The sequence below is a fragment of the Idiomarina piscisalsi genome, assembly GCF_002211765.1.
GTDB lineage: Bacteria > Pseudomonadota > Gammaproteobacteria > Enterobacterales > Alteromonadaceae > Idiomarina > Idiomarina piscisalsi_A.
On sequence record NZ_CP022133.1, the window covers coordinates 1941739 to 1961961 of the forward strand.

A 20223-nucleotide genomic window follows, 5' to 3' on the forward strand; every position below is an offset into this window, starting at 1 on the left:
TTATTTTCGCCAAATAATTGACGCAAATCGAGCGGCTGCCTTTTCGTTACGCCAGGAGTACCACAAGTCTGAGTGGCTGACAGTACACTCATCACTCTGAGTGATTTCATTAATACCAAACTGACGGCAAATCAGTTCAGCAATGCCCGGTAAGTTCGCTAACCACTTATCTCCATTCGGCTCAAAGAAATGAGAAGTCTTAAACTGGTTTGAAACAAACGCATCGAAAACATCCTGGCCAACTTCAAATGCATCAGGACCTATCGCTGGACCTATCCAAACGCTTAAGCCAGACGATTCCGTTGAAAACTTTTTTAGCGCGTTTTGCAATACACCATCAGCCAAACCTCTCCATCCAGCATGGACCGCCGCTATTTCCTTTCCGTCCGATGAACAAATGAAAATAGGCAGGCAATCCGCCGTTAAAACGGCGCACACACTGCCAGGTTGAGAACTATAAGCAGCATCAGCAATCGTTGTTTTAAAAGGCCATGACAGTACGTTACTGGTATGTCGTTGCTGCAACCACACTACGGAATGGGGCAGAGGCAATTCACGTTCTAACCTCCGCCGTCTCAACAGCACAGCGGCGGGGTCATCACCCACATGAACCGCCAAATTACCAAACGCCCGTGTTGTAATTGCAACACCGACGTTGTCAGGTAACGTCCAGTTAGGATGAAAAACGTTTTGCGTCACGCTTAAGCTCGTCAATCAGATACTCAAAGTCGGTCGGGCGATCGACGTGGAATTCTAACCATTCACCGGTAATTGGATGGTGTAAGCCTAAAGAGGCAGCATGCAATGCCTGGCGATTAAAGTTTCTCAGTGTCTGTAAAAACTGATCGTCAGCTTGTTTCGGTGGACGAGGTCGGCCACCGTAAGTTAAATCGCCGACTAAAGGATGTCGGATATGCGCCATATGCACACGAATTTGATGCGTTCGACCTGATTCCAGACGTAAACGCAACAAAGTATGAGCCCGGTAGCGGTCTAACACACGATAATGAGTCACTGCCGGTTTTCCAGACTGCACAACCGCCATGTGCGTCCGCTTTGTCGGGTGTCGACCAATGGGCTCATCAACCATCCCCCCCGCTGTCATGACGCCATTACATACCGCTTCATACTCACGAGTAATTTCACGCGCCTGCATCATTGACACTAATTGCGTTTGCGCAGGTACTGTGCGCGCAACCACCATTAATCCCGTCGTATCTTTGTCCAGACGGTGGATAATGCCAGCACGCGGCACTAAGTCCAATTGCGGATCGTAATGCAGCAAGCCATTCAGTAACGTTCTGTCCGGTGCGCCGGCTCCGGGGTGCACGACTAACCCAGCCGGCTTGTTGATCACCAGAATGTCGTCATCCTGATACACAATATCCAACTCAACAGGCTGCGGTACGTGACGTTCTTCGCTTTCAATTTCTGCGTCTACAGCCACAAGCATGCCGGTTTCGACTTTTTCACGCGGCTTTTTAACGACTTCGGCATCGACCGAAACCTTTTCCTCAGTTATCCAGCTCTTTAAGCGCGAGCGTGAATAGTCCGGGAACAACTCAGCAAGCGCCTGGTCTAATCGTTTTCCTGCTAATGACTCAGGAACAATAGCTTCTAATTCAATACGTTTATTCATATATTCGGTTTCGACTGTCAAAGCCTCAAAGGCTGCGTTAGAATGCAAGAATATGCTAGTGTAACGGTTTGCCCGTGCAGCGCCAAAAAAATATAGGGAATACTGCTAAATATGTTAAGTAAACAATTCGGCCGACACATTTTATTATCAACAGCACTTTGCTTTATGGCTGTTGGTTGTTCGAGCCAACCAGAAGAAGAACAGCAAGTTGCGAAAACCCAAATTGAGTCACTTTATGAGCAGGCTCGTGAGAGCATGGCTGCAGGTAATTTCAACTTAGCTCAAGAGCAGTTGTCGAACCTGAACCGCCGTTTCCCGTTTGGTCCTTATGCGCACCAAGTGCAACTCGACCTTATTTACCTGCACTACAAGTTGGATAACACAGAAGAAGCGCTAGCGGCAATTGACCGGTTTATTAGTCTTAACCCAAATCATAAAGACATTGATTACGCCATGTATATGCGCGGCTTAGTCAATCAACGTGCTGAGTACAATGGTATTCATGCTGTGTTCGGCGTTGATCGTTCTGACCGTGACTCATCAATGGCAGAAGAAGCGTTCAAAGACTTTGCTGAACTGGTCCGTAAATATCCGGATAGCGAGTACGCAGCCGATGCAAAAAAACGTTTATTAGCGATAAAAAGTCGTCTGGCGAAAAAAGAATTAGCCGTTGCTCAGTATTATATGGACCGCCAAGCCTATTTAGCGGCGGCCAACCGAGGGCGTTACATCTTAGAGCACTTCTCTGACACGCCGGAAGTAGAAAATGCGTTGGCTGTCATGGTCGAAAGTTACGATCAATTAGAGTTGCCAGAGTTGCGTGAAGACGCATTGAAGGTTCTACGAGCTAACTTCCCGGAGAATCAGTTAGTCAGCAATTAATAAAGCAAGGCGCGGTTATTTAAACCGCGTCTTCGTTTTCCTCACCAGTACGAATTCGGATAACTCGTTCGATATCGGTAATGAAAATTTTCCCATCACCTATTTTACCTGTTTGAGCCGTTTCCATAATGGCCTCAATACAACGCTCAACGTCATCATCGCCAACCACCACTTCTAATTTAACCTTAGGCAGAAAATCCACCATATACTCTGCGCCGCGGTACAGTTCTGTATGACCTTTCTGGCGTCCGAAGCCTTTAACCTCTGATACAGTCATGCCGGCAATGCCTACTTCTGATAGCGCTTCGCGCACGTCATCGAGTTTGAAAGGTTTTATAATGGCTTCTACTTTTTTCATAACGCTTCCCTATTGCCCTTGTCGTTGCAATTCATAGCGATAATGACTGGTAATAGGATAACGACGATCTTTACCGAAGTTTCTCGGCGTCACCTTTGGACCAACCGCCGATTGGCGACGCTTATATTCGTTCAAGTCGACCAAGCGAACCACCCGGCGGACGTCATCTTCGTTAAACCCGGCAGCAACAATGTCGGTTACTGACCAGTCCCTTTCTACATACAATGCCAGAATTCGGTCTAAATCGCCATAGTCGGGCAATGAGTCAGAGTCGACCTGATCCGGTGCTAATTCCGCTGAAGGTGGCCGATCGATCACTCGCTGAGGAATGCACTCACCTAAAGTGTTTCGATACTCGGCTAATTGATACACCAGCAACTTAGGCACATCTTTTATCGGTGCAAAACCACCGCACATATCGCCATACAGTGTTGCATAACCAACAGCCATTTCGCTCTTATTGCCTGTTGTCAGTACCAGTGAACCCGTTTTATTCGACAACGCCATAAGTAATACGCCTCGACAACGCGACTGCAAGTTTTCTTCCGTTGTATCGGTTTCAGCGCCGTTAAAAAGCGGCGTTAATTGCTGCATGAATTGATCAAACATCGGTTCAATAGGCACAGAGTTATATTGAACGCCTAGAGTATTCGCTTGCTTTTCAGCATCTTCAAGACTCATGTCAGAGGTATAGCGAAAAGGCATCATTACCGCTTGCACCTTATCAGCCCCTAAAGCGTCAACAGCTATAGCCAATGTTAGCGCTGAATCAATGCCGCCTGACAAACCCAGCACCACGCCCGGGAAACCATTTTTCGTGACATAATCTCTTACGGCCAAGACCAACACGTCATAAACATTCGCTAAGTCATTTTGTGACTCACGAGGCGGGTAGGTCTCGCTGTGAAGCTTTCCACTTTTATAACTCAAAGTGGTCAGGGTTGTCTGACAATGTGGCAATTCAGCCACTAGTTGACCGTCGCCATCCATCACTAACGAATGACCATCGAATACCAGTTCGTCCTGCCCACCACAATTATTCAAATAAACAATAGGCTTTGATGACTCAGCGACACGTTGTCTCAGCACACCAAGGCGCTGTTCGTGCTTGTTCAATTCGTAGGGTGACGCGTTTATTGATAAAACAAAATCAATGTCGTCATCGGCCAAGCGTTGCAGTGGTTCGGGGTGCCACAAGTCTTCGCATATCTGCAGACCTATACGAACGCCATGCCATTCGAACACCTGACTTTCATGACCCGGAATAAAGTGGCGCTGCTCATCAAATACGCCATGGTTAGGCAAACGTTGCTTAAAGTAACGTAACAAACACTCACCACGGTGCAGTACCGACATGGCATTAAAAAGCCCTCCACCCACATGTTGCGGATGACCCACAATCACCACGCAGTCAGATGCAGCGGCACTGATTTGCTCAACAGCATTGTCAACAGCCTGACTTAAATCGTTTCTGAACAGTAAGTCTTCCGGCGGGTAGCCGGTAATCGCCAACTCCGGGAACACAATAATGTCGTGTTGTTGACCTTGTTCCCGAATCGTCTTCAAAATTAATGCGGTGTTGTTGTGAATTGCGCCAACGGTAAAGTCCAGTTGCGCCAGGCACAAATTAAGTTCAGCCATAACTGCTTCCAATTTAACCACTGCCGACATCGGCACGAATGGTGGCGAATGATATAGCAGCGCTGTTAGTAGCGCAAATCTTCAGGAATTGGTGACTCGCTGTCAGGCTTCTTAGGACGTTTTGCCTGACCCTGCTTAAACAAACGCAACTGGTACACATAGGCAAGAATTTGAGCCACGGCAACAAACAGCCCCTGCGGAATTTCTTTCTCCAACTCCGTGGTGTGGTAAACCGAACGCGCCAGCGCTGGTGACTGGACTAATGGAATATCGTATTCCAACGCAATTTCCCGAATTTTTGCCGCTGTCTCGTCAGTCCCTTTCGCTAACAGTACAGGCGCTTGCGAGCCTCCGTCTTCATACTTTAGCGCCACCGCATAATGCGTCGGGTTGGTAACGACCACATCGGCTTTAGGCACTTCCTGCATCATGCGGCGATTCGCCATTTCCATCTGCAAGCGACGAATACGACCTTTGACTTCCGGACTCCCCTCTGTGTCTTTATGCTCATCTTTCACTTCCTGCTTGGTCATGCGCAAGTCTTTATTGTGTTTCCACAACTGAAACGGCGCATCAATCACCACAATCAAAAAGATTGAGCAACACAGTAATAAGAACATCCACAGCAAGATATCCAAAGCGTGAGCCATCATATTCGGCATTTGGCCCATCGACATTTGCAGAATGTCGACAAATTGCCACTTCAGTAAGAAAAATGCCGAAACAGCGACGACTGAGAACTTGGCAATGGCTTTAACCAGCTCAACCAACGCCTGAATACCGAACATGCGTTTAAAGCCGTTAAGCGGGTTCATTCGGCTGAATTTAGGCGCCATCGCCTTGGTTGAGAACGAAATGCCCCCTAACCAACTGTTACCGAAAAAGGTCGCGACCAAAACGAACGCAAAAATAATCAGAACCGGCCACATGATGAAGCCAAAAGCGATACCAAAGGCTTCATAAATTTTGGTGGTATCAAAGGCTTGCTGGCGATCAATGGTAAACATGGTTTGAAAAACGTTACGGGCTCCTTCGTAGAGCCAGTCTCCAAACCACATAAAGGCAATGGCGGCGCTCACTAATACAAACGCCGTCCCCATTTCTTTGGAGCGCGCAACCTGGCCCTTCTCGCGGGCCTGCTGTTTTCGTCGCTCCGTGGGGTCTTCTGTGCGTTCCTGATCAGTCTCTGCCATTACTCTCTACCTTATCCCGGAGTCTAGCTACACTGAGAGCCAATAACCGTGCACATCACGTCAATTGCACGTTGCCATTGGTTTTCAAAATGGAAAATAAAGCCGCCCATGGTTAACCATAAAACGACCAAACCGCTCACCATAGTAATTGGGAAGCCGATAGCAAAAATATTCAATTGTGGTGCCGCTCGCGTCATCACACCAAAACTTAAGTTAATGAGCAAAATCGCGATAACACCTGAAAGCATGGCCGCTAACGCCGCCGAAAACATAACAGAACCGTATTCCGCTATTGCCATAAATGCATCAGCATCCAGCCCGGTCATGCCGACGGGAATAGCCTCGAAGCTTGCCATGATCATGTGAATCATCAGTAAATGACCGTCAAAGGCTAAGAACACAAGGCTGGCAAGCATTAAGAAAAATTGCGCAATAACCGGCACTTGCTGACCGTTGGTTGGATCCACCATTGAGGCGAAACCCAGACCAATCTGCATCGCAATAACCTGACCGCCCAGCACAAATATTTGCAGAAACAATAACGACACTAAGCCCAGAGCAACACCAATCACCACCTGCTGAGCCGTCACCAGAAAGCCGCCCACCGACGTCATTTCAACACCGGTCGATACTTCAGGTAATGCCGGAGAAACCGCTAATATAATAGCTAGCGACAAGAAAATTTTAATCCGCGCGTTTACCAACGTCCCGGAAAATAACGCCATGCTGCCTATCATGGCGGACACCCGTGTCAGCGGCCAGAGGTGCTGCTCCAGCCATTCCAACACAACAGAGGTGACCAGATCCATTAGCCAACCACTTCTGGAATCCGGTTAAACATTTCGATGGTAAAGTCCATCACCGTTTCAGTCAGGAAGTGACCGCCAAGCCCAACAACCGCTAACGTAACCAAAAGACGAGGTAAGAAGCTTAAGGTTTGTTCGTTAATCGATGTTGCCGCCTGGAAAACGGCGACCACCAAACCAACCAAAAGCCCTGGCAAAATAATAAATGCCACCATAATAACGATGGTTTTCAGTGCTTCCTGAAAAATATCCAAAAACATTTCTGGTGACATACGCCCTCCTAAACCCCAAAGCTGCCGGCAAGTGTACTCATCGTTAAGCTCCAACCATCGACCAACACAAACAACATCAGCTTAAAGGGCAAAGAAACGATCATAGGTGATAACATCATCATACCCATCGCCATTAAGACACTGGCAACGACTAAGTCAATAATGAGGAACGGGATAAACAGCATAAAACCAATTTGGAACGCGGTTTTCAATTCAGAGGTAATGAACGACGGAATCAGAATAGACATTGGTACATCTTCAGGCGCTTCAATACCTTCTTCGCCAGAGATATCAATAAAGGTTTCCAGGTCAGTTAAGCGAGTTTGTGCCAACATGAATGCCTTAAGAGGCGCCTTAGCACGATCGACAGCCTCCAGTGACTGAATTTCTTCATTCATATAGGGCTGCAACGCTTTGTCATTAATTTCATTGAGCACCGGAGACATAATGAAAAAACTCAAAAAGAGTGCTATGCCCAATAACACCTGATTCGACGGAGACTGCTGCAAGCCTATCGCCTGACGAAGTATCGCCAGGACAATAATAATTCGTGTAAAAGACGTCATCATAATGACCATCGCTGGAATAAACGTCAGCGCCGTCATTATCGCGAGAATTTGTAGCGTTACTGAGTATTCCTGCGTGCCATCCGGGTTGGTTTTAACGGTGACGGCAGAGAGATCTTGCCAGGCAAATGCCTGATCAGGTATCAGCAAAAACGCCGAAAATAATATGAGATACCACCAGCGGTTCATTGTTCTTGTTTTCCTTCCAGCTTGATATCGGACGGTAGTTCTTTTAAACAGTCAATACGCTGTTGGGTTACACCTAGCAACAGTTTCTCGCCCCCAACATCGACAATGACCAAGCGCTCCTTAGGTCCTAACGAGACACTGCTCAGTACTTTCATTCCTGAAGCGCCCTGAAACTTTAAGTTAAATCGTTTCAGTAATGACGCCAACACAACAATGACCGCTAAAACGGCAAAAAGCGCCAATACCATGGCGCCTATATCATTACCGGACACGATTGCTTTTTGCTCGGTTTGCCCGAAAGCCGTTACCGGCAACGCAAGCAAACTAACGAAGCTTGCGAATACGCTCAATTTGACTAATAACATCGGTTAATCGTATCCCGAATTTATCATTAACAACAACCACTTCGCCGTGAGCAATTAAGGTGCCATTCACCAAAACATCCAGCGGTTCGCCAGCGACACGCTCTAGCTCAACAACCGAGCCCTGGTTCAACTGAAGCAAGTTCCGAATGCTGATTTGACTGCGGCCCACTTCCATTGAAATAGTGACCGGAATATCAAGTATGGCATCCAGTTTACGTTTCTCTTCTTCACCAACCGGCGCATCTTCATTAAGCTCTTCCAGCTCAGCGGTTTGCACGTTATCCATACCGGAATGACTGGAACTACTTGATTGCTCAGCCCCAGACCCCTCTGCCTCACCAGACTCTTCGTCTTCGGCAGCTGCCTGTTCAGCCATTGCTGCTTCCCAGTCGTCCATATCTTTATCGTCGTTACTCATTTTGCAACCTCACTTTCTAAGCAGCAATTATTATAAATCGATGTCTTCTTCTAATTGTTGAAGCTCGGCGTCACCACCAATTCGGCGGCCGCCACGCGTCAACATGTGAATATCAGATTTGACGGTTTCCGGGCGTTTGATTTTGTCCGAAATTTTCAACGCCACATTGTCTCTTGAACGTCCCATTTTCGCATGGAACGTCGGTAAATCTTCAATCAGAACAGTTAAGTCATCCGGTACTTCCAGCGGAATAATATCGCCTTCCTGTAAGTCCATGACTTCACGCAGCGACATCTCGGTTTCCGCCAGCTTTGCGATCATTTCCACCGGAACGTCCATTATTTCGTCTCGCAGCGCTTTACTCCAGCGCATGTCAGTGTCTTCTTTGTCGGACTGAACACCAGCGTCCAATAGCTCTCGAATCGGTTCAAGCATGGAATACGGCAAAGCAATATGGAAGTCTCCGCCGCCGCCGTCGAGCTCAATATGAAATGAACTAATGACGATAACCTCGGTTGGACTGACAATATTCGCCATCGCCGGATTAACCTCTGAGTCCAGGTACTCAAAACCTACATCCATTACTGGCGCCCAAGCTTCTTTGTAATCTTCGAAGACCAGTTTCAACAGCATTTGAATAATGCGACGCTCAGTTGGCGTAAACTCACGCCCTTCAATTTTTGCGTGATAACGTCCATCACCGCCGAAAAAGTTGTCCACCAGAATAAAAACCAGGCGGGCTTCCATCGTAATTAGCGCGGTACCTTTCAAAGGACGAAAGCGCACCATATTCAAACTGGTTGGAACGAATAACGTATGTACGTACTCGCCAAATTTAATCATTTGCACGCCGTTAATTGACACTTCGGCGGTACGTCGCATCATATTAAATAAGCTGACGCGCATATGACGAGCGAATCGTTCATTAACGATCTCGAGAGTCGGCATACGCCCACGGACAATTCGGTCTTGCGACGAAAAGTCATAGTCGAGCGCGTCCGCCGAGGCTTGCTGCCCCTCGGAATCCTCTTCTTCTACGTCATCAACGCCGTGTAAAAGTGCGTCAATTTCGTCTTGTGATAGTAAGTCGCTCACAGCCATATTTGCTCACTTATTGCATTACCAAACTGGTAAATAACACTTGTTCAACGACCGGCTTACCAGCAACTTCCTGCAGTGCATTTCTGACTTCGGTTAGCGCCAGTTCACGCAGTTGCCCTTTGCCTTCTGCCGTTTTTAATTTGTCTGCCGTTGACGATGAAAACACTTCATGCAATGTTCCTTCAATTAACGGAATATGCTTTTTCGCCAACTCTTCATTTTCTTCGCCACGCACCATCAGCTGCGCTTTAATTTGCACGGTTCTCTCACGTGAGTCACCGGGTACAATAAACACAAAAGGACGAGGCATACCGACATACAGAGCATTACCAATTTCTGGTGCCGAGGCATTGCTAAAGTCCTTGCTGGCCTGCTCAGGTGCTTGAGTCACGGCTTGCTCACTCGACGACGAGCCGCCAAAAAGCCACAGCGCCAAGACCACGGTCGCCACAAGCACCAGACCAATAACACCGAACAGTATCAGCTTTTTCTTTTTACCGCCTTTGCCTTCCTGTTCGTCGTTTTGCTCTGCGTTATTGTCTGTGTTTTGCTCTTCAGCCATCTTGCTTTCCTTTGGTCAACGCCCTATCGGTGTTTATGTTGCTACTATAGCCTGAATAGGCTATCAGCGTCACCGTTATACGTAAAAATCCACGCGTCCGTCGGTCACAATCTGACCATCTTGTAAGGCTATTTCTGACTCCTGCGTCCACTGTTCCGCTTCTGAGCCAGATGTTCCTCCGCCCTCACCTTTGCCCTGGCCATCGTTACTCTGTTCACCAACGTGAGTATCCGCTAAATTCAGACCTTGCTGCTCCATCATTTCTCGTAAGCGCGGCATGGCCGACTCAATGGCTTCCCGAGCCTGAGCATTTTGTACCTGAAACTGCACCGTGGTTTGCTCGCCACTTACGTTCACTCGTATTTGTACGTTGCCAAGTTCAGGCGGGTCAAGCCGAATATCAGCACGCTGAATATTCTTACTCATCATAATGTTGATGCGCTCTTGCAGCTTTTGTGACGCTTCCGTCTGCTGCAAATCTAAAGGTCGTTGCAACGCTTGCAACGTATTTGCCTGGCTGCTTTCTGACGCCGCTACCGTCCCCTGAGCAGTCGAAACCATTTGCCCTTGTATGGCCTTTGCCGCACCTGCGTCAGACAATGCATCAACGGTATTTCTGAATGCCTGGTTGACCTGAGCGTTTTCAGCGTTTCTTCCCGCCAATTCGCCGTCACCCTTAGCGACTTTCTCACCGGTTAACTGACTATCAGTTGCCAGCCCAGCCGTAGCACTTTTATCCGCCTTCGCGGATTGCTCAGCCTTAGACTCGCTTTGACCTTTAGTAGAATCCGTCGCACTAATCGCAAACTCCGCTTTACCCGGTTTTGCGTCCGATGCAACGACTGCAGGCGCTTTATCAGCGTTTTGTTTGAGCACCTGACGTAAATCGGCAACCAGTTGCTCGGCTTTAGCTGCCTGTTCTTTTGTCAGCGCTTCTTTGTTATTTGACTTACTGTCAGAGGCTCCGGCCATTAGCTGGCGAAGCTCAGCCATTAATTGCTCTAACTTACCGCGCTCTTTACCTGTTAGTGTTTGAGTATCACTCTTGCTGTTCTCTTTTAATGCGGAGAGTTGAGCTTCCAGTTGCTTCATTAACTGCGCAGGATCAGACGCTTTTTGTGACTCAGGTTTTGATTCCGGGGCCACCTCGCGCAACGCAGCCAACAACGCCTGTGATAGCTGTTTACCGTCTACCTGCTTATCGGATTCTTGACCTACTAATACTTTATCGGCGTCTGATTTCGGCATCATCGGTTCAAGCAGTTGCACAATAAACTTTTGGTCGGCGGCATCAACGCCGCCTTTAGATAGCGCATTTAATTGTTCAATAAACTGCTGTTTCTGCTCATCACTCATTTTTGCCAGCATGCTTTCGGCAAGGTTTTGCCGCTCTTCAGCTGACAGCTCTTGTTTACTGCCTTGCTGGTTATTCAGCTTATCAATAAAAGCAGCCAACAACTCTTTCAGGTCGGCTTCACTTAACTCGCTGCTCGCCGTCTTTTCCAACTGGGTTTCATCGATACTAACAACCGCTGCCGCTTGATCGTCAGACAGTCCAGCTTCACCGTCTTCACTCGACACTTCCGCCATTTGTTGCTGCATTTCCTGCAGCAACTCGAACAAATTACTTTCAACAGGAGCGCCAACATTCCGGCGCCCTTCACCGTCAGTGTCTTTTTTAATCGTGGCTTGCTCTGGCATCAGCTTAACTTGCTGGAACTCTTTGCCTTTTTCTGTTTGTTGCATCATCAGGCGAGAAAACTCACCATCAGAGCTTTCACCAGCGCCGAGGGACCATTCTTTTCCCTGAGCCTTGCCGCCGGTGCGGACAAAGTTTTCCGTTGATTCCGTTAAATTCAGCAGTTGTTGCATAGTTTTATGTCCTGAATAACTGACTTGCTCAGAATAAAGCAAGAAGCGTTCCAACTATTTCCGTCAGAACTTTTTGTCTCGAATAAAGCGTTGACTGGAAAAGTCATCCAAGTTCTTTTGCTCTTTACGCGCCTGAGCTTTTTGCTCTCGCTTTTCTTTCTCTTTAATCAAGTGCTCTATCGATTCTCGCTTACGTCTTTGCGCCAGCCAGCGCTCCTTTCGTTGCGCCAGCACCTGTTGCAACTTAACCACTTCGTGATGCAGCTGCTCAACCCCTTCATCCAGCTTGCCGACAAAGGCATGGTATTGACTGACCTGCATCGACTGAATGCCGCCCTGGCCGCGTTGCTGCAACTGATTTAAATAGTCGAGTCGATATTTTGACATACCATCCAGGCGCATTTGATTGTCCTGAACCTGTCGTTGCACTTCAGCAAAGTCTTTTGCGGTTTTATCTTCGCGTTGCTGCTCTAAGTCCAACAGCATTTTCAGCTGGCTTAACTCTGCCATTTACTTAACCACTTGCTGATTGCTGCTGGTTTGGATTGATTAACTGGTTCAGCTGAAGCAAGCTCTCATCGTAACTCACCACTTGTTTCATCGGTTGCTGCAGAAACTGCGCAACTTTGGGCTGCATTGCGATGGCTTGATCAATGGCGGGGTCGCTTCCTCGGGTATAAGCACCAATGGAAATGAGATCTCGATTGCGGCGATAATTTGAATACCACTGACGCACCTGAATAGCTTGTTTCATGTGCTCTTCAGAAACCACTTGCGGCATGACACGGCTAATGGAGGCTTCAACATCGATGGCAGGATAATGACCGGAATCAGCCAACTCACGGTTTAAAACGATGTGCCCATCAAGAATGGCTCGTGCCGAATCGGCAATCGGATCCTGTAAGTCATCGCCTTCGGTTAGAACGGTATAGAACGCGGTGACCGATCCTTGTCCGTCGCCGCCATTACCAGCGCGTTCAACCAGTGCGGGCAATTTGGCAAATACAGAAGGCGGATAACCTTTGGTTGCCGGAGGTTCACCAACCGCCAACGCAATTTCACGCTGCGCCATGGCGTAACGAGTGAGTGAGTCCATTAGTAGCAAAACGTTTAAACCCTGGTCGCGGAAATACTCCGCTACTTGCGCGGCCGTTTCACAGCCACGCAAACGAATAAGGGGAGACTGGTCAGCCGGAGCGGCGATAACCACCGCTTTTTCCAAACCTTCCTCACCCAGTATTTCTTCAATAAATTCTTTGACCTCACGACCCCGTTCACCAATCAGACCAACAACAATAACGTCAGCGTTTGTGCCTCGGGTCATCATGCCAAGCAACACACTTTTGCCGACGCCACTGCCGGCAAACAGACCCATACGCTGCCCCTGTCCGACGGTTAAGCAGGCATTAATTGCGGTCACACCAACATCCAATGGTTGTTTTACCTGGCGGCGATTCAATGGGTTCATGGGTTTACTACGGTAGGTTTTTCCGTCAGAAAAAACAGGACCTTTGCCGTCGAGAGGTTCACCGCGGGCGTCAATAACCCGTCCGAGTAATTCCATGCCTAAGGGGAGTTGATTCTTGCGGCTTAAGGGACGAACACGGGCACCTGGCACGACACCTAAGGCGTCTTCCGTGGGCATTAAATAACTAATGTTACCTTCAAAGCCCACCACTTCGGCCTCAATGTCGCCACCGGCGGCTTCCACCGCAACGCTGGAGCCCACAGGCGCACGGCAACCAACAGCTTCAAACATTAGCCCCACAACGCGAGTTAAATAGCCCGATACAGCCACCGACGGCTTTTCAATGCGCTGACGCTTTTTTCGAAGTTCTTGAATCAGTGTCTCTGATGCGCCCATCGGTTACCCCTTAACGCGGCTGAAAACATCTTCCATACGCGTCTCTAAACTGTAATCTATGGTCGAGCTCTCAGTCGTCACACGACAACCACCGCGTTCAAGTAACTCGTCTTTGTTCAGCAACCAGCCTTTTTCTTTCAGCTCAGACTCGCTGTAAACCGATTCAATAAGCTCTATGTCATCTGGGTTTAAGTGTATAACCACCCGCTGATCAGTGACCGGCAATACCGATACCGCTTCGCGCACCGCATTAACAATCATGTCTTTTGAGTGTTCGGCTGCATCCAGACAAATGACACGGGTCAGCTCGCTGACCATATCAATGAGCTCTTCCTGCACCGCTTCGGTAATACGTTCATTAGGGGTCGATAAACTCTGCAACAAGGTATCCAATTTACCGCGCTGTTCTTCAATCACGGCATTACCCGCTGCAATGCCTTCTTCTTTGCCTGCCGCAATACCTTCTTCTTTGCCTGCTTCAAACCCCTCGTCATAGCCTTTTTTGAGACCATCGGTACGACCATTTTCAAAACCTTCCTGGTACCCCTCATCGCGCGCTGCCTGACGAATCTCTTCGAGCTGTTCAGCGGTTAAGGGTTGCAATTCTTCTTCGTCATTGTCATCCGCTTCCGGCGGTTCATACTGCCAGCGTCTGGGCTTATTGAGCGCATTGACCTGGGTGCCCTCACGTAATTCCTGCGATGTCATATCGGGCAGGTCCCAGTGACTGAAGTGCTCGTTGTCGTCGCGGTTGTCGCTCATACAGCCTTAATCCTTATAAGAATTCTTCACCGCCGCCACCGCCAAGCATGATTTCGCCTGCGTCAGCTAATCGACGTGCCGCCGCCAGAATGTCTTTCTGCGCCGCTTCCACATCACTAATACGTATCGGTCCCATGGCTTCAAGGTCGTCACGCAGCATATCGCCAGCACGTTTTGACATGTTCTTGAAGATTTTCTCCTGAACCGCCTCGTCGGCGCCTTTCATGGCTTTTTGCAAGGTTTCGCCTTCAACTTCACGCAACAAGGTCTGAATACCACGGTCGTCGACATCCACCAGGTTCTCGAACACAAACATCAAGTCCTGAATGTTCTGACTCATTTCTTCGTCCTGCTCGCGGATAGAGTCCATCAACTGACCTTCGATGTTGGTATCCAGGTAGTTCATGATATTCGCCGCTGCTTTCAAGCCGCCCATCTTCGCTGCCTGAGCACCGGCCTGACCTGCAAACTGCTTCTCCATAATCTCGTTCAACTCTTGCAGTGCGGCTGGCTGAACTTCTTCTAAGTTGGCGATACGCATCATTAAGTCCAGGCGCACTTTCTCCGGGAACTGCGCCATAATCTCGGCACTCTGCTCCGGATCCAGATAAGACAGAACAATGGTCTGAATTTGCGGGTGCTCATTGCGAATAATGGTCGCTACTTGTTTTGAGTCCATCCACTTCAGCGAGTCCAGACCTTTCGAGCCACCACCCATGACGATTTGTTCAATCAGGTTACCGGCTTTGTCTTCACCCAGCGCTGACGTTAGTGCTTTACGCACAAACTCTTCACTCTTGAAGCCGATATTGGTGAACTTCTGAATTTCTTCCAGGAACAAATGGTGAACGGCGTTGACTTTGTCCTGGTTAAAATCTTCCAGACTTGCCATGGCCATACCCACCTTCTGTACCTGCTTAGGCTCGAGGTGTTTCAGAATTTGTGCCGCGTCTTCCTCAGACAGACTCAGCAATAATATTGCCGCTTTTTCAACGCCCTCAAGGGAGTTCACATCGAACTCAACCTTGCCGCGTTTGGTTCTCATATCTTGATCAGGCATCTTCGTTCAACCATGCTTTGACAACTTGCGAAGACAGTTCTGGTTCATTAGCAACTAACGCACGAACCGCTTTCAACAAGTCTTCATCTTTATGCAAGTCCGGTAACTGCAGGCTGCCGTCTGCACCAAACCCAACTGCACTCTCATCAAACTGTGAGGATAACAGATCAATGGTTTCATCGCCCATTGCTTCCTCGCCTTCAAATAGCGCTTCTGCATCGTCCTCAACATCGGCTTCCGGATTCATCAGTTTCTTAAGCATCGGACGAACGACCGCTAATATCAAGACCATGATGACTAACGCGCCCATGACCAAGCGGAAAGCACGCCAGAACCACGGTTCTTCCCACAACGGCGTTTCACCATCACCGAGCTGCGGCAATTGAGCAAAAGGTACGGACACCACTTCCAGTGCGTCACCACGGTTGATGTCAAAGCCTAAACCACCTTGCAACAAGCGACGAATATTGGCGAGTTCTTCTGCACTTCGCGGCTGCTGCTGAGCTTCGCCATTTTCGCCGGTAGTTTGTGCATGATTCACCGCAACCGAAACGCTCAACCGCTCAATAGTGCCAGTCTGATTTCTGGTGTGAGTAATCGAGTTGTCCAATTCATAGTTGCGCGTGGCCTCGCGATGAGTACTGCCATTAACCGTACCGCCAGCGCTACCCGGTCCTGCTTCTTCAGGAATGTCAGATTCCAATGGCGGCTGGTTCGTTAACGCACCAGGAATACCGCCAATCGGGCTACCCGTAGAGCGGTTTTCTACGGTCATTTCGCTACGAATAGCCGGCATATCAGGGTTAAACTGGCGCTGAGTTGATTCGCGCTGAGTGAAGTCCATCGTGACATCAACTTGCGCCGTGTAATTGTCATAGCCCAATATCGGAATCAAAATGCTGTCAATTTTTTCTAAATACTCGGCCTCGCGCTTTTGTTCAATTTGATACTCGCGCGAACTTTTTGCCGCTAACGCACTTTGAGAACCGGAGTTTAATAGGCGACCCGCCTGGTCTGTGACGGTTACCTGCTCTGTGCTTAACCCAGTCACAGAAGACGCCACCATATCGACAATCGAAGCGACTTCTTCTTCACTTAATGCGGTACCGCCCCGAACGTTAAGCATCACCGATGCTTTGGGCTGCTTTTCACGACGGGCAAACACATTCTGCTTCGGTACGGCCAAAAGCACACGCGCAGCCGACACCTTTTTCATTTCTTCAATGGCGCGTGCCAGTTGCACTTCACGTGAATGAATCAGTCGTTCTCTTTCCAGGCGCTGACTGACACCAAAGCCCGGCTCGCTCATTAAAATCTCCGAGCCATCAGATTCAGCGTTACCGTAGTTAACCCCGGCACGCGTCAGCTCCAGTTTAATCGCGTCGTATTTCTCTTCTGGCACTGAAATAGTGTTGCCATTCACTTTATACTCAATGCCGTTGGCATCCATATAGTCTAGCGTGCTCACCAGTTCTTCAGTTTCTAACTTACCCAAAGGACGGTAGGTCGGCTCTTGCGCCCACAACATAATAAAGACGGCAATAGCAACGCAGATAGCCAAAGCCAATACCACAATAACCTGACGCAGCATGTCAAAGTTACCCAGCATATCCATAATGCCGGATTTTTCATTGCCCTCGCCAGAAGCGCCTGTATCCGGAGAGTCCGGAAGTGCATTGTCCTGCACCATTAAATCGGTTGATTCAGCCACAATTCAAATCTCCAGTGCTACTGCGGTTTATACCGGCATTGACATGATTTCTTTGTACGCATCGACTATTTTGTTGCGCACCTGAACGGTTGCCTCAAAGGCAATGCTTGATTTTTGACTGGCTATCATGGTTTGTTCCAACGTGACATTGGGATCGCCAAGCTCCATACGAGTTTTTAAATCGCCCGAGGTTTGCTGCAGCTCGTTAACATTATCGATAGCGCTTTTCAGCATATTCGAAAAGTCAGCGTTAGCCGTATTCCCCGGAAGGGCATTTACATTGGTTGCCTTGTCGCTTTGAGACGCCTGAGCAGACATCGCCTGCATCTGCTGGTAGAGTGCGTTGGCTTCCACTTTCATAATTCACCCCGTCAAAAAATCATCGTTTACAATTCTTAAGAGGTATTATGCAAGTGGAATGCCAACTTTAATTTATGGAGAGGCCCTGTTCGCGGATCTTCGCTAATTTATAGCGTAATGTGCGTGGACTAATGCCCAGTTCATCAGCCACGGGTTTGCGTTTGCCCTGATGACGCTGAAGCGCGTCTTTGATAATTCGGTACTCTTGATGGAACAATGAATCATCCAGCTTATCCGCTGTGTCGGTAGCACGCACAGTCTGCTCTTCATTACTTTTTTCAGAGTGACTGACTTGCTCAGGAAAGACAGTCTCATTACTCACGGGTGCGCTCGACTGTTGGTTCAACTGCAACATCAAATCGTCGGGTTCAATCACTTCGTTTCGGTGCAAGACCAAAGCCCGCTGTACAACGTTTTCCAATTCCCGAACGTTACCTGGCCAGTGATATTCAGTTAAGCGGAGTTTTGCCTGCTCACTAAAGGACACCGGCGTTTTTATACCCGAACGCTGCTTGTGTCGATGCAACAGGTTTTCTGCCAGCGGCAGAATATCGGCAGGTCGCTCGGCCAAAGATAACCAATGCAGAGGAAATACGTTCAGTCGATACATTAAATCTTCACGGAACGCCCCTTGTGCCACAGCCTGCTGTAAATCTCGGTTTGAGGTTGCAAGAATTCGGACATCTAACTGAATGGTTTTCCGAGAGCCTAAGCGCTCTACCTGCTTCTCCTGCAAAACCCGCAATAGCTTCGCCTGCAAATGCAGCGGCATTTCGGTGATTTCATCCAATAAAATTGTGCCGCCCTGCGCTAATTCAAACTTACCCGGTTGAGACTGCGTAGCGCCGGTAAATGCACCTTTTTCGTAGCCGAACAACATTGATTCCAGCATGTTTTCAGGTATTGCTGCACAGTTTATTGCCACGAACGGCGCTTGCGCTCTGCCTGAGTGTTTATGGATATAACGCGCCAGCACTTCTTTACCGGTGCCGCTCGGTCCGGTAATCATCACGCTGGCGTCACTGTCAGCCACTCGCTTTGCCATTGCAAATACTTGCTGACTCGCTGCTTCTTCAGCCACCGGACTGACATCATCAATCGCGCCGTCCGGTAAATAACGTTGCACAAGCGTTTGCAGCTTTTCGATGGAAAATGGCTTCGTCAAATAATCGACGGCTCCTTCTCGCATAGCAATAACCGCATCATCCACTTTCGCGAATGCCGTCATCATGATGACCGGAATATCGTACTGCTGCCGGTTCATGCTACGTAGCAATTGTAAGCCATCAACGCCAGGCATTTGTACGTCACTAATCACCAGAGATACTTTCGTCTCTTTCAGTGCAACCAGTGCCTCTTCACCATTTGCGGCTTCCAAACATTGGCAATCGGCAAGCTCAAGCGTGTCGATGATTGCTTCACGCAATGAAACATCGTCTTCAACCACCAGTACCGTGCGCGCGGTTGTCATTTCACTGTTAGCCATAACGTACCTCTTCTAGCGACGGTTCCTGGACACTGTGCACCGGAATAGACAGGGTAAACCGACTGCCTTTGCCTGGCTCGCTTTCCCAATCAATGCGACCGTTATGGGCTCGCAAAACGGTTTGAACCACAGCTAATCCCAACCCGGTGCCGTTTGACTTACCGGTAAAAAATGGCGTGAATATTTGTGATTGCTTGTCTTTTTCAATGCCGGCGCCCGCATCAATAACAGACACACACCAGTGACTGCTTTCAAGGTGCGTTTTCACCAGTACTTCCTGCCCCTGCTGACTGGCGTCAATCGCATTATTAATCAAATTTTGTAATGCACCCGTTAACGCGGTTTTATTACCTTTTAAGATCGCACCATTCATCTCATCAGGCATATTAATCGTGACGTGATGCTGAGTCGCATAAGATTCAACGTTGGACGCTACCGTGGTCAACAAACTTTGGGTCGTCAGTTCTTCCAAAACCGGTTTCTCACCGCTTTTTGCAAACAGCAACATATCGTTGACCTGCTGCTCTAAATTATGAAGCCTGGACAACAATTTATGGGAAAAGCGCTGCTGTTTTACCGGTGATATCATGCCTTGTGACAAATTTTGTGCGTAGAGAATGGCTGCGGACAACGGCGTACGTATTTGATGCGCTAAGGACGCCACCATTTTCCCCATTGACGATAAACGTTGTAAGTGAGAAATACGTTGTTGCAGCTGACGGGTTTCGGTCAAGTCCGTCAAAACAATCAGCTGCCCCGGCTTTTCATTCACCTCAGAGGTATCGATACGAACGCGCCGTCCACTTTTTAAGGACACTTCGTGCCAGTCATCGGCTTTGGGAGCGAACAGTGTCGCGACGAGATCACGCCAGACTTCACCTTTTAAGGAATGTTCGAGTAATGATTGCGCGTTGTCATTGCAGTAATCCACAACACCGTGACTGTTCAGCAAAATCACGGCATTGGGCATTGCATCAATAATTTGATGGTAGGTCGCCATACTGACATCTCCCACGTCATACTACGTTTTAATTAAGCGTAGTAATGCAAAATAGATGCCAGTAAATTACCTTTTATTTTCAATAAGTTACACTGTCAAAAAGTCGACGGACGCGG

Annotated in this window: 22 protein-coding genes; 1 reads left to right on the forward strand and 21 read right to left on the reverse strand. The window is 48.4% G+C overall.

The genetic code is table 11. The features are described from left to right. Positions 1 to 699: a peptidoglycan editing factor PgeF gene (gene pgeF, locus CEW91_RS09385; protein WP_232506949.1), complete on the reverse strand. Its 699-nt coding sequence runs from the start codon at positions 697 to 699 to the stop codon at positions 1 to 3. Continuing rightward, a complete protein-coding gene (gene rluD / locus CEW91_RS09390; RefSeq protein ID WP_088769396.1) occupies positions 674 to 1639 on the reverse strand; it encodes a 23S rRNA pseudouridine(1911/1915/1917) synthase RluD in 966 nt (321 codons plus the stop codon). The genes pgeF and rluD overlap by 26 nt, the downstream gene beginning before the upstream one ends. A 111-nt stretch (positions 1640 to 1750) precedes the next feature. Between rluD and CEW91_RS09395 the strand changes: the two genes are divergently transcribed. Continuing rightward, on the forward strand, positions 1751 to 2521 hold the full coding sequence (locus tag CEW91_RS09395; RefSeq protein WP_088768709.1) for an outer membrane protein assembly factor BamD: 771 nt from the start codon (positions 1751 to 1753) through the stop codon (positions 2519 to 2521). 19 nt (positions 2522 to 2540) lie between these two features. Here the strand turns inward: CEW91_RS09395 and glnB are convergent, their stop codons facing one another. The 19 genes from glnB to CEW91_RS09490 all read right to left on the reverse strand — a co-directional run bounded on the left by glnB (position 2541) and on the right by CEW91_RS09490 (position 20107). Continuing rightward, the gene (gene glnB / locus CEW91_RS09400; RefSeq protein WP_053954019.1) at positions 2541 to 2879 is read right to left on the reverse strand and encodes a nitrogen regulatory protein P-II; all 339 of its coding nucleotides are present in this window, start codon (positions 2877 to 2879) and stop codon (positions 2541 to 2543) included. Positions 2880 to 2888: 9 nt separating this feature from the next. Further along, the gene (locus CEW91_RS09405; RefSeq protein ID WP_088769397.1) at positions 2889 to 4520 is read right to left on the reverse strand and encodes an NAD+ synthase; all 1632 of its coding nucleotides are present in this window, start codon (positions 4518 to 4520) and stop codon (positions 2889 to 2891) included. 65 nt (positions 4521 to 4585) lie between these two features. Continuing rightward, positions 4586 to 5713 carry a flagellar biosynthesis protein FlhB gene (gene flhB / locus CEW91_RS09410; protein ID WP_088768710.1) on the reverse strand — a complete coding sequence of 376 codons (1128 nt, stop codon included), beginning with the start codon at positions 5711 to 5713 and terminating at the stop codon, positions 4586 to 4588. A 23-nt stretch (positions 5714 to 5736) separates the two neighbouring features. Next, positions 5737 to 6522, reverse strand: a complete 786-nt coding sequence (gene fliR, locus CEW91_RS09415; protein ID WP_088768711.1) for a flagellar biosynthetic protein FliR — start codon at positions 6520 to 6522, stop codon at positions 5737 to 5739. Further along, positions 6522 to 6791 carry a flagellar biosynthesis protein FliQ gene (gene fliQ, locus CEW91_RS09420; RefSeq protein WP_088768712.1) on the reverse strand — a complete coding sequence of 90 codons (270 nt, stop codon included), beginning with the start codon at positions 6789 to 6791 and terminating at the stop codon, positions 6522 to 6524. Before fliQ ends, fliR begins: the two co-directional genes overlap by 1 nt. A gap of 8 nt (positions 6792 to 6799) precedes the next feature. Continuing rightward, complete coding sequence (gene fliP, locus CEW91_RS09425) at positions 6800 to 7546, reverse strand: flagellar type III secretion system pore protein FliP (protein WP_088768713.1); 747 nt, start codon at positions 7544 to 7546, stop codon at positions 6800 to 6802. Continuing rightward, positions 7543 to 7911 carry a flagellar biosynthetic protein FliO gene (gene fliO, locus CEW91_RS09430; protein ID WP_232506950.1) on the reverse strand — a complete coding sequence of 123 codons (369 nt, stop codon included), beginning with the start codon at positions 7909 to 7911 and terminating at the stop codon, positions 7543 to 7545. Before fliO ends, fliP begins: the two co-directional genes overlap by 4 nt. After that, positions 7871 to 8329, reverse strand: coding sequence for a flagellar motor switch protein FliN (gene fliN / locus CEW91_RS09435; protein WP_088768715.1), 459 nt, complete (start codon positions 8327 to 8329; stop codon positions 7871 to 7873). Before fliN ends, fliO begins: the two co-directional genes overlap by 41 nt. Before the next feature lie 30 nt (positions 8330 to 8359). Beyond that, on the reverse strand, positions 8360 to 9424 hold the full coding sequence (gene fliM, locus CEW91_RS09440; protein WP_088769398.1) for a flagellar motor switch protein FliM: 1065 nt from the start codon (positions 9422 to 9424) through the stop codon (positions 8360 to 8362). Positions 9425 to 9440: 16 nt separating this feature from the next. Next, positions 9441 to 9992 carry a flagellar basal body-associated protein FliL gene (gene fliL, locus CEW91_RS09445; RefSeq protein WP_088768716.1) on the reverse strand — a complete coding sequence of 184 codons (552 nt, stop codon included), beginning with the start codon at positions 9990 to 9992 and terminating at the stop codon, positions 9441 to 9443. 75 nt (positions 9993 to 10067) lie between these two features. Beyond that, positions 10068 to 11864 carry a flagellar hook-length control protein FliK gene (locus tag CEW91_RS09450; RefSeq protein ID WP_088768717.1) on the reverse strand — a complete coding sequence of 599 codons (1797 nt, stop codon included), beginning with the start codon at positions 11862 to 11864 and terminating at the stop codon, positions 10068 to 10070. Positions 11865 to 11927: 63 nt separating this feature from the next. Beyond that, positions 11928 to 12374 (reverse strand): flagellar export protein FliJ, encoded by a 447-nt coding sequence (gene fliJ, locus CEW91_RS09455; protein ID WP_088768718.1) that lies wholly within the window; start codon positions 12372 to 12374, stop codon positions 11928 to 11930. Between the two features lie 4 nt (positions 12375 to 12378). After that, positions 12379 to 13728 (reverse strand): flagellar protein export ATPase FliI, encoded by a 1350-nt coding sequence (fliI, locus tag CEW91_RS09460; RefSeq protein WP_088768719.1) that lies wholly within the window; start codon positions 13726 to 13728, stop codon positions 12379 to 12381. A gap of 3 nt (positions 13729 to 13731) precedes the next feature. Then, positions 13732 to 14490 (reverse strand): flagellar assembly protein FliH, encoded by a 759-nt coding sequence (fliH, locus tag CEW91_RS09465; RefSeq protein ID WP_088768720.1) that lies wholly within the window; start codon positions 14488 to 14490, stop codon positions 13732 to 13734. 13 nt (positions 14491 to 14503) lie between these two features. Beyond that, positions 14504 to 15550: a flagellar motor switch protein FliG gene (fliG, locus tag CEW91_RS09470; protein ID WP_088768721.1), complete on the reverse strand. Its 1047-nt coding sequence runs from the start codon at positions 15548 to 15550 to the stop codon at positions 14504 to 14506. Then, entirely contained in the window at positions 15543 to 17240 is a 1698-nt protein-coding gene (gene fliF, locus CEW91_RS09475) for a flagellar basal-body MS-ring/collar protein FliF (protein WP_198400905.1), read from the reverse strand. Before fliF ends, fliG begins: the two co-directional genes overlap by 8 nt. A gap of 48 nt (positions 17241 to 17288) precedes the next feature. Next, positions 17289 to 17621 carry a flagellar hook-basal body complex protein FliE gene (gene fliE, locus CEW91_RS09480; protein ID WP_053954033.1) on the reverse strand — a complete coding sequence of 111 codons (333 nt, stop codon included), beginning with the start codon at positions 17619 to 17621 and terminating at the stop codon, positions 17289 to 17291. Positions 17622 to 17688: 67 nt separating this feature from the next. Then, positions 17689 to 19107: a sigma-54-dependent transcriptional regulator gene (locus CEW91_RS09485; protein WP_232506951.1), complete on the reverse strand. Its 1419-nt coding sequence runs from the start codon at positions 19105 to 19107 to the stop codon at positions 17689 to 17691. Next, a complete protein-coding gene (locus tag CEW91_RS09490) occupies positions 19100 to 20107 on the reverse strand; it encodes a sensor histidine kinase (protein ID WP_088768723.1) in 1008 nt (335 codons plus the stop codon). Before CEW91_RS09490 ends, CEW91_RS09485 begins: the two co-directional genes overlap by 8 nt. Positions 20108 to 20223: the final 116 nt, after the last annotated feature.

Coding starts and splice junctions, on each gene's coding strand:
- rluD (WP_088769396.1), bottom strand. CDS start 1,639: ATGAATAAACGTATTGAATTAGAAGCTATTGTTCCTGAGTCATTAGCA.
- CEW91_RS09395 (WP_088768709.1), top strand. CDS start 1,751: ATGTTAAGTAAACAATTCGGCCGACACATTTTATTATCAACAGCACTT.
- glnB (WP_053954019.1), bottom strand. CDS start 2,879: ATGAAAAAAGTAGAAGCCATTATAAAACCTTTCAAACTCGATGACGTG.
- CEW91_RS09405 (WP_088769397.1), bottom strand. CDS start 4,520: ATGGCTGAACTTAATTTGTGCCTGGCGCAACTGGACTTTACCGTTGGC.
- flhB (WP_088768710.1), bottom strand. CDS start 5,713: ATGGCAGAGACTGATCAGGAACGCACAGAAGACCCCACGGAGCGACGA.
- fliR (WP_088768711.1), bottom strand. CDS start 6,522: ATGGATCTGGTCACCTCTGTTGTGTTGGAATGGCTGGAGCAGCACCTC.
- fliQ (WP_088768712.1), bottom strand. CDS start 6,791: ATGTCACCAGAAATGTTTTTGGATATTTTTCAGGAAGCACTGAAAACC.
- fliP (WP_088768713.1), bottom strand. CDS start 7,546: ATGAACCGCTGGTGGTATCTCATATTATTTTCGGCGTTTTTGCTGATA.
- fliO (WP_232506950.1), bottom strand. CDS start 7,911: ATGTTATTAGTCAAATTGAGCGTATTCGCAAGCTTCGTTAGTTTGCTT.
- fliN (WP_088768715.1), bottom strand. CDS start 8,329: ATGAGTAACGACGATAAAGATATGGACGACTGGGAAGCAGCAATGGCT.
- fliL (WP_088768716.1), bottom strand. CDS start 9,992: ATGGCTGAAGAGCAAAACACAGACAATAACGCAGAGCAAAACGACGAA.
- CEW91_RS09450 (WP_088768717.1), bottom strand. CDS start 11,864: ATGCAACAACTGCTGAATTTAACGGAATCAACGGAAAACTTTGTCCGC.
- fliJ (WP_088768718.1), bottom strand. CDS start 12,374: ATGGCAGAGTTAAGCCAGCTGAAAATGCTGTTGGACTTAGAGCAGCAA.
- fliI (WP_088768719.1), bottom strand. CDS start 13,728: ATGGGCGCATCAGAGACACTGATTCAAGAACTTCGAAAAAAGCGTCAG.
- fliH (WP_088768720.1), bottom strand. CDS start 14,490: ATGAGCGACAACCGCGACGACAACGAGCACTTCAGTCACTGGGACCTG.
- fliG (WP_088768721.1), bottom strand. CDS start 15,550: ATGCCTGATCAAGATATGAGAACCAAACGCGGCAAGGTTGAGTTCGAT.
- fliF (WP_198400905.1), bottom strand. CDS start 17,240: ATGGTGCAGGACAATGCACTTCCGGACTCTCCGGATACAGGCGCTTCT.
- fliE (WP_053954033.1), bottom strand. CDS start 17,621: ATGAAAGTGGAAGCCAACGCACTCTACCAGCAGATGCAGGCGATGTCT.
- CEW91_RS09485 (WP_232506951.1), bottom strand. CDS start 19,107: ATGGCTAACAGTGAAATGACAACCGCGCGCACGGTACTGGTGGTTGAA.
- CEW91_RS09490 (WP_088768723.1), bottom strand. CDS start 20,107: ATGGCGACCTACCATCAAATTATTGATGCAATGCCCAATGCCGTGATT.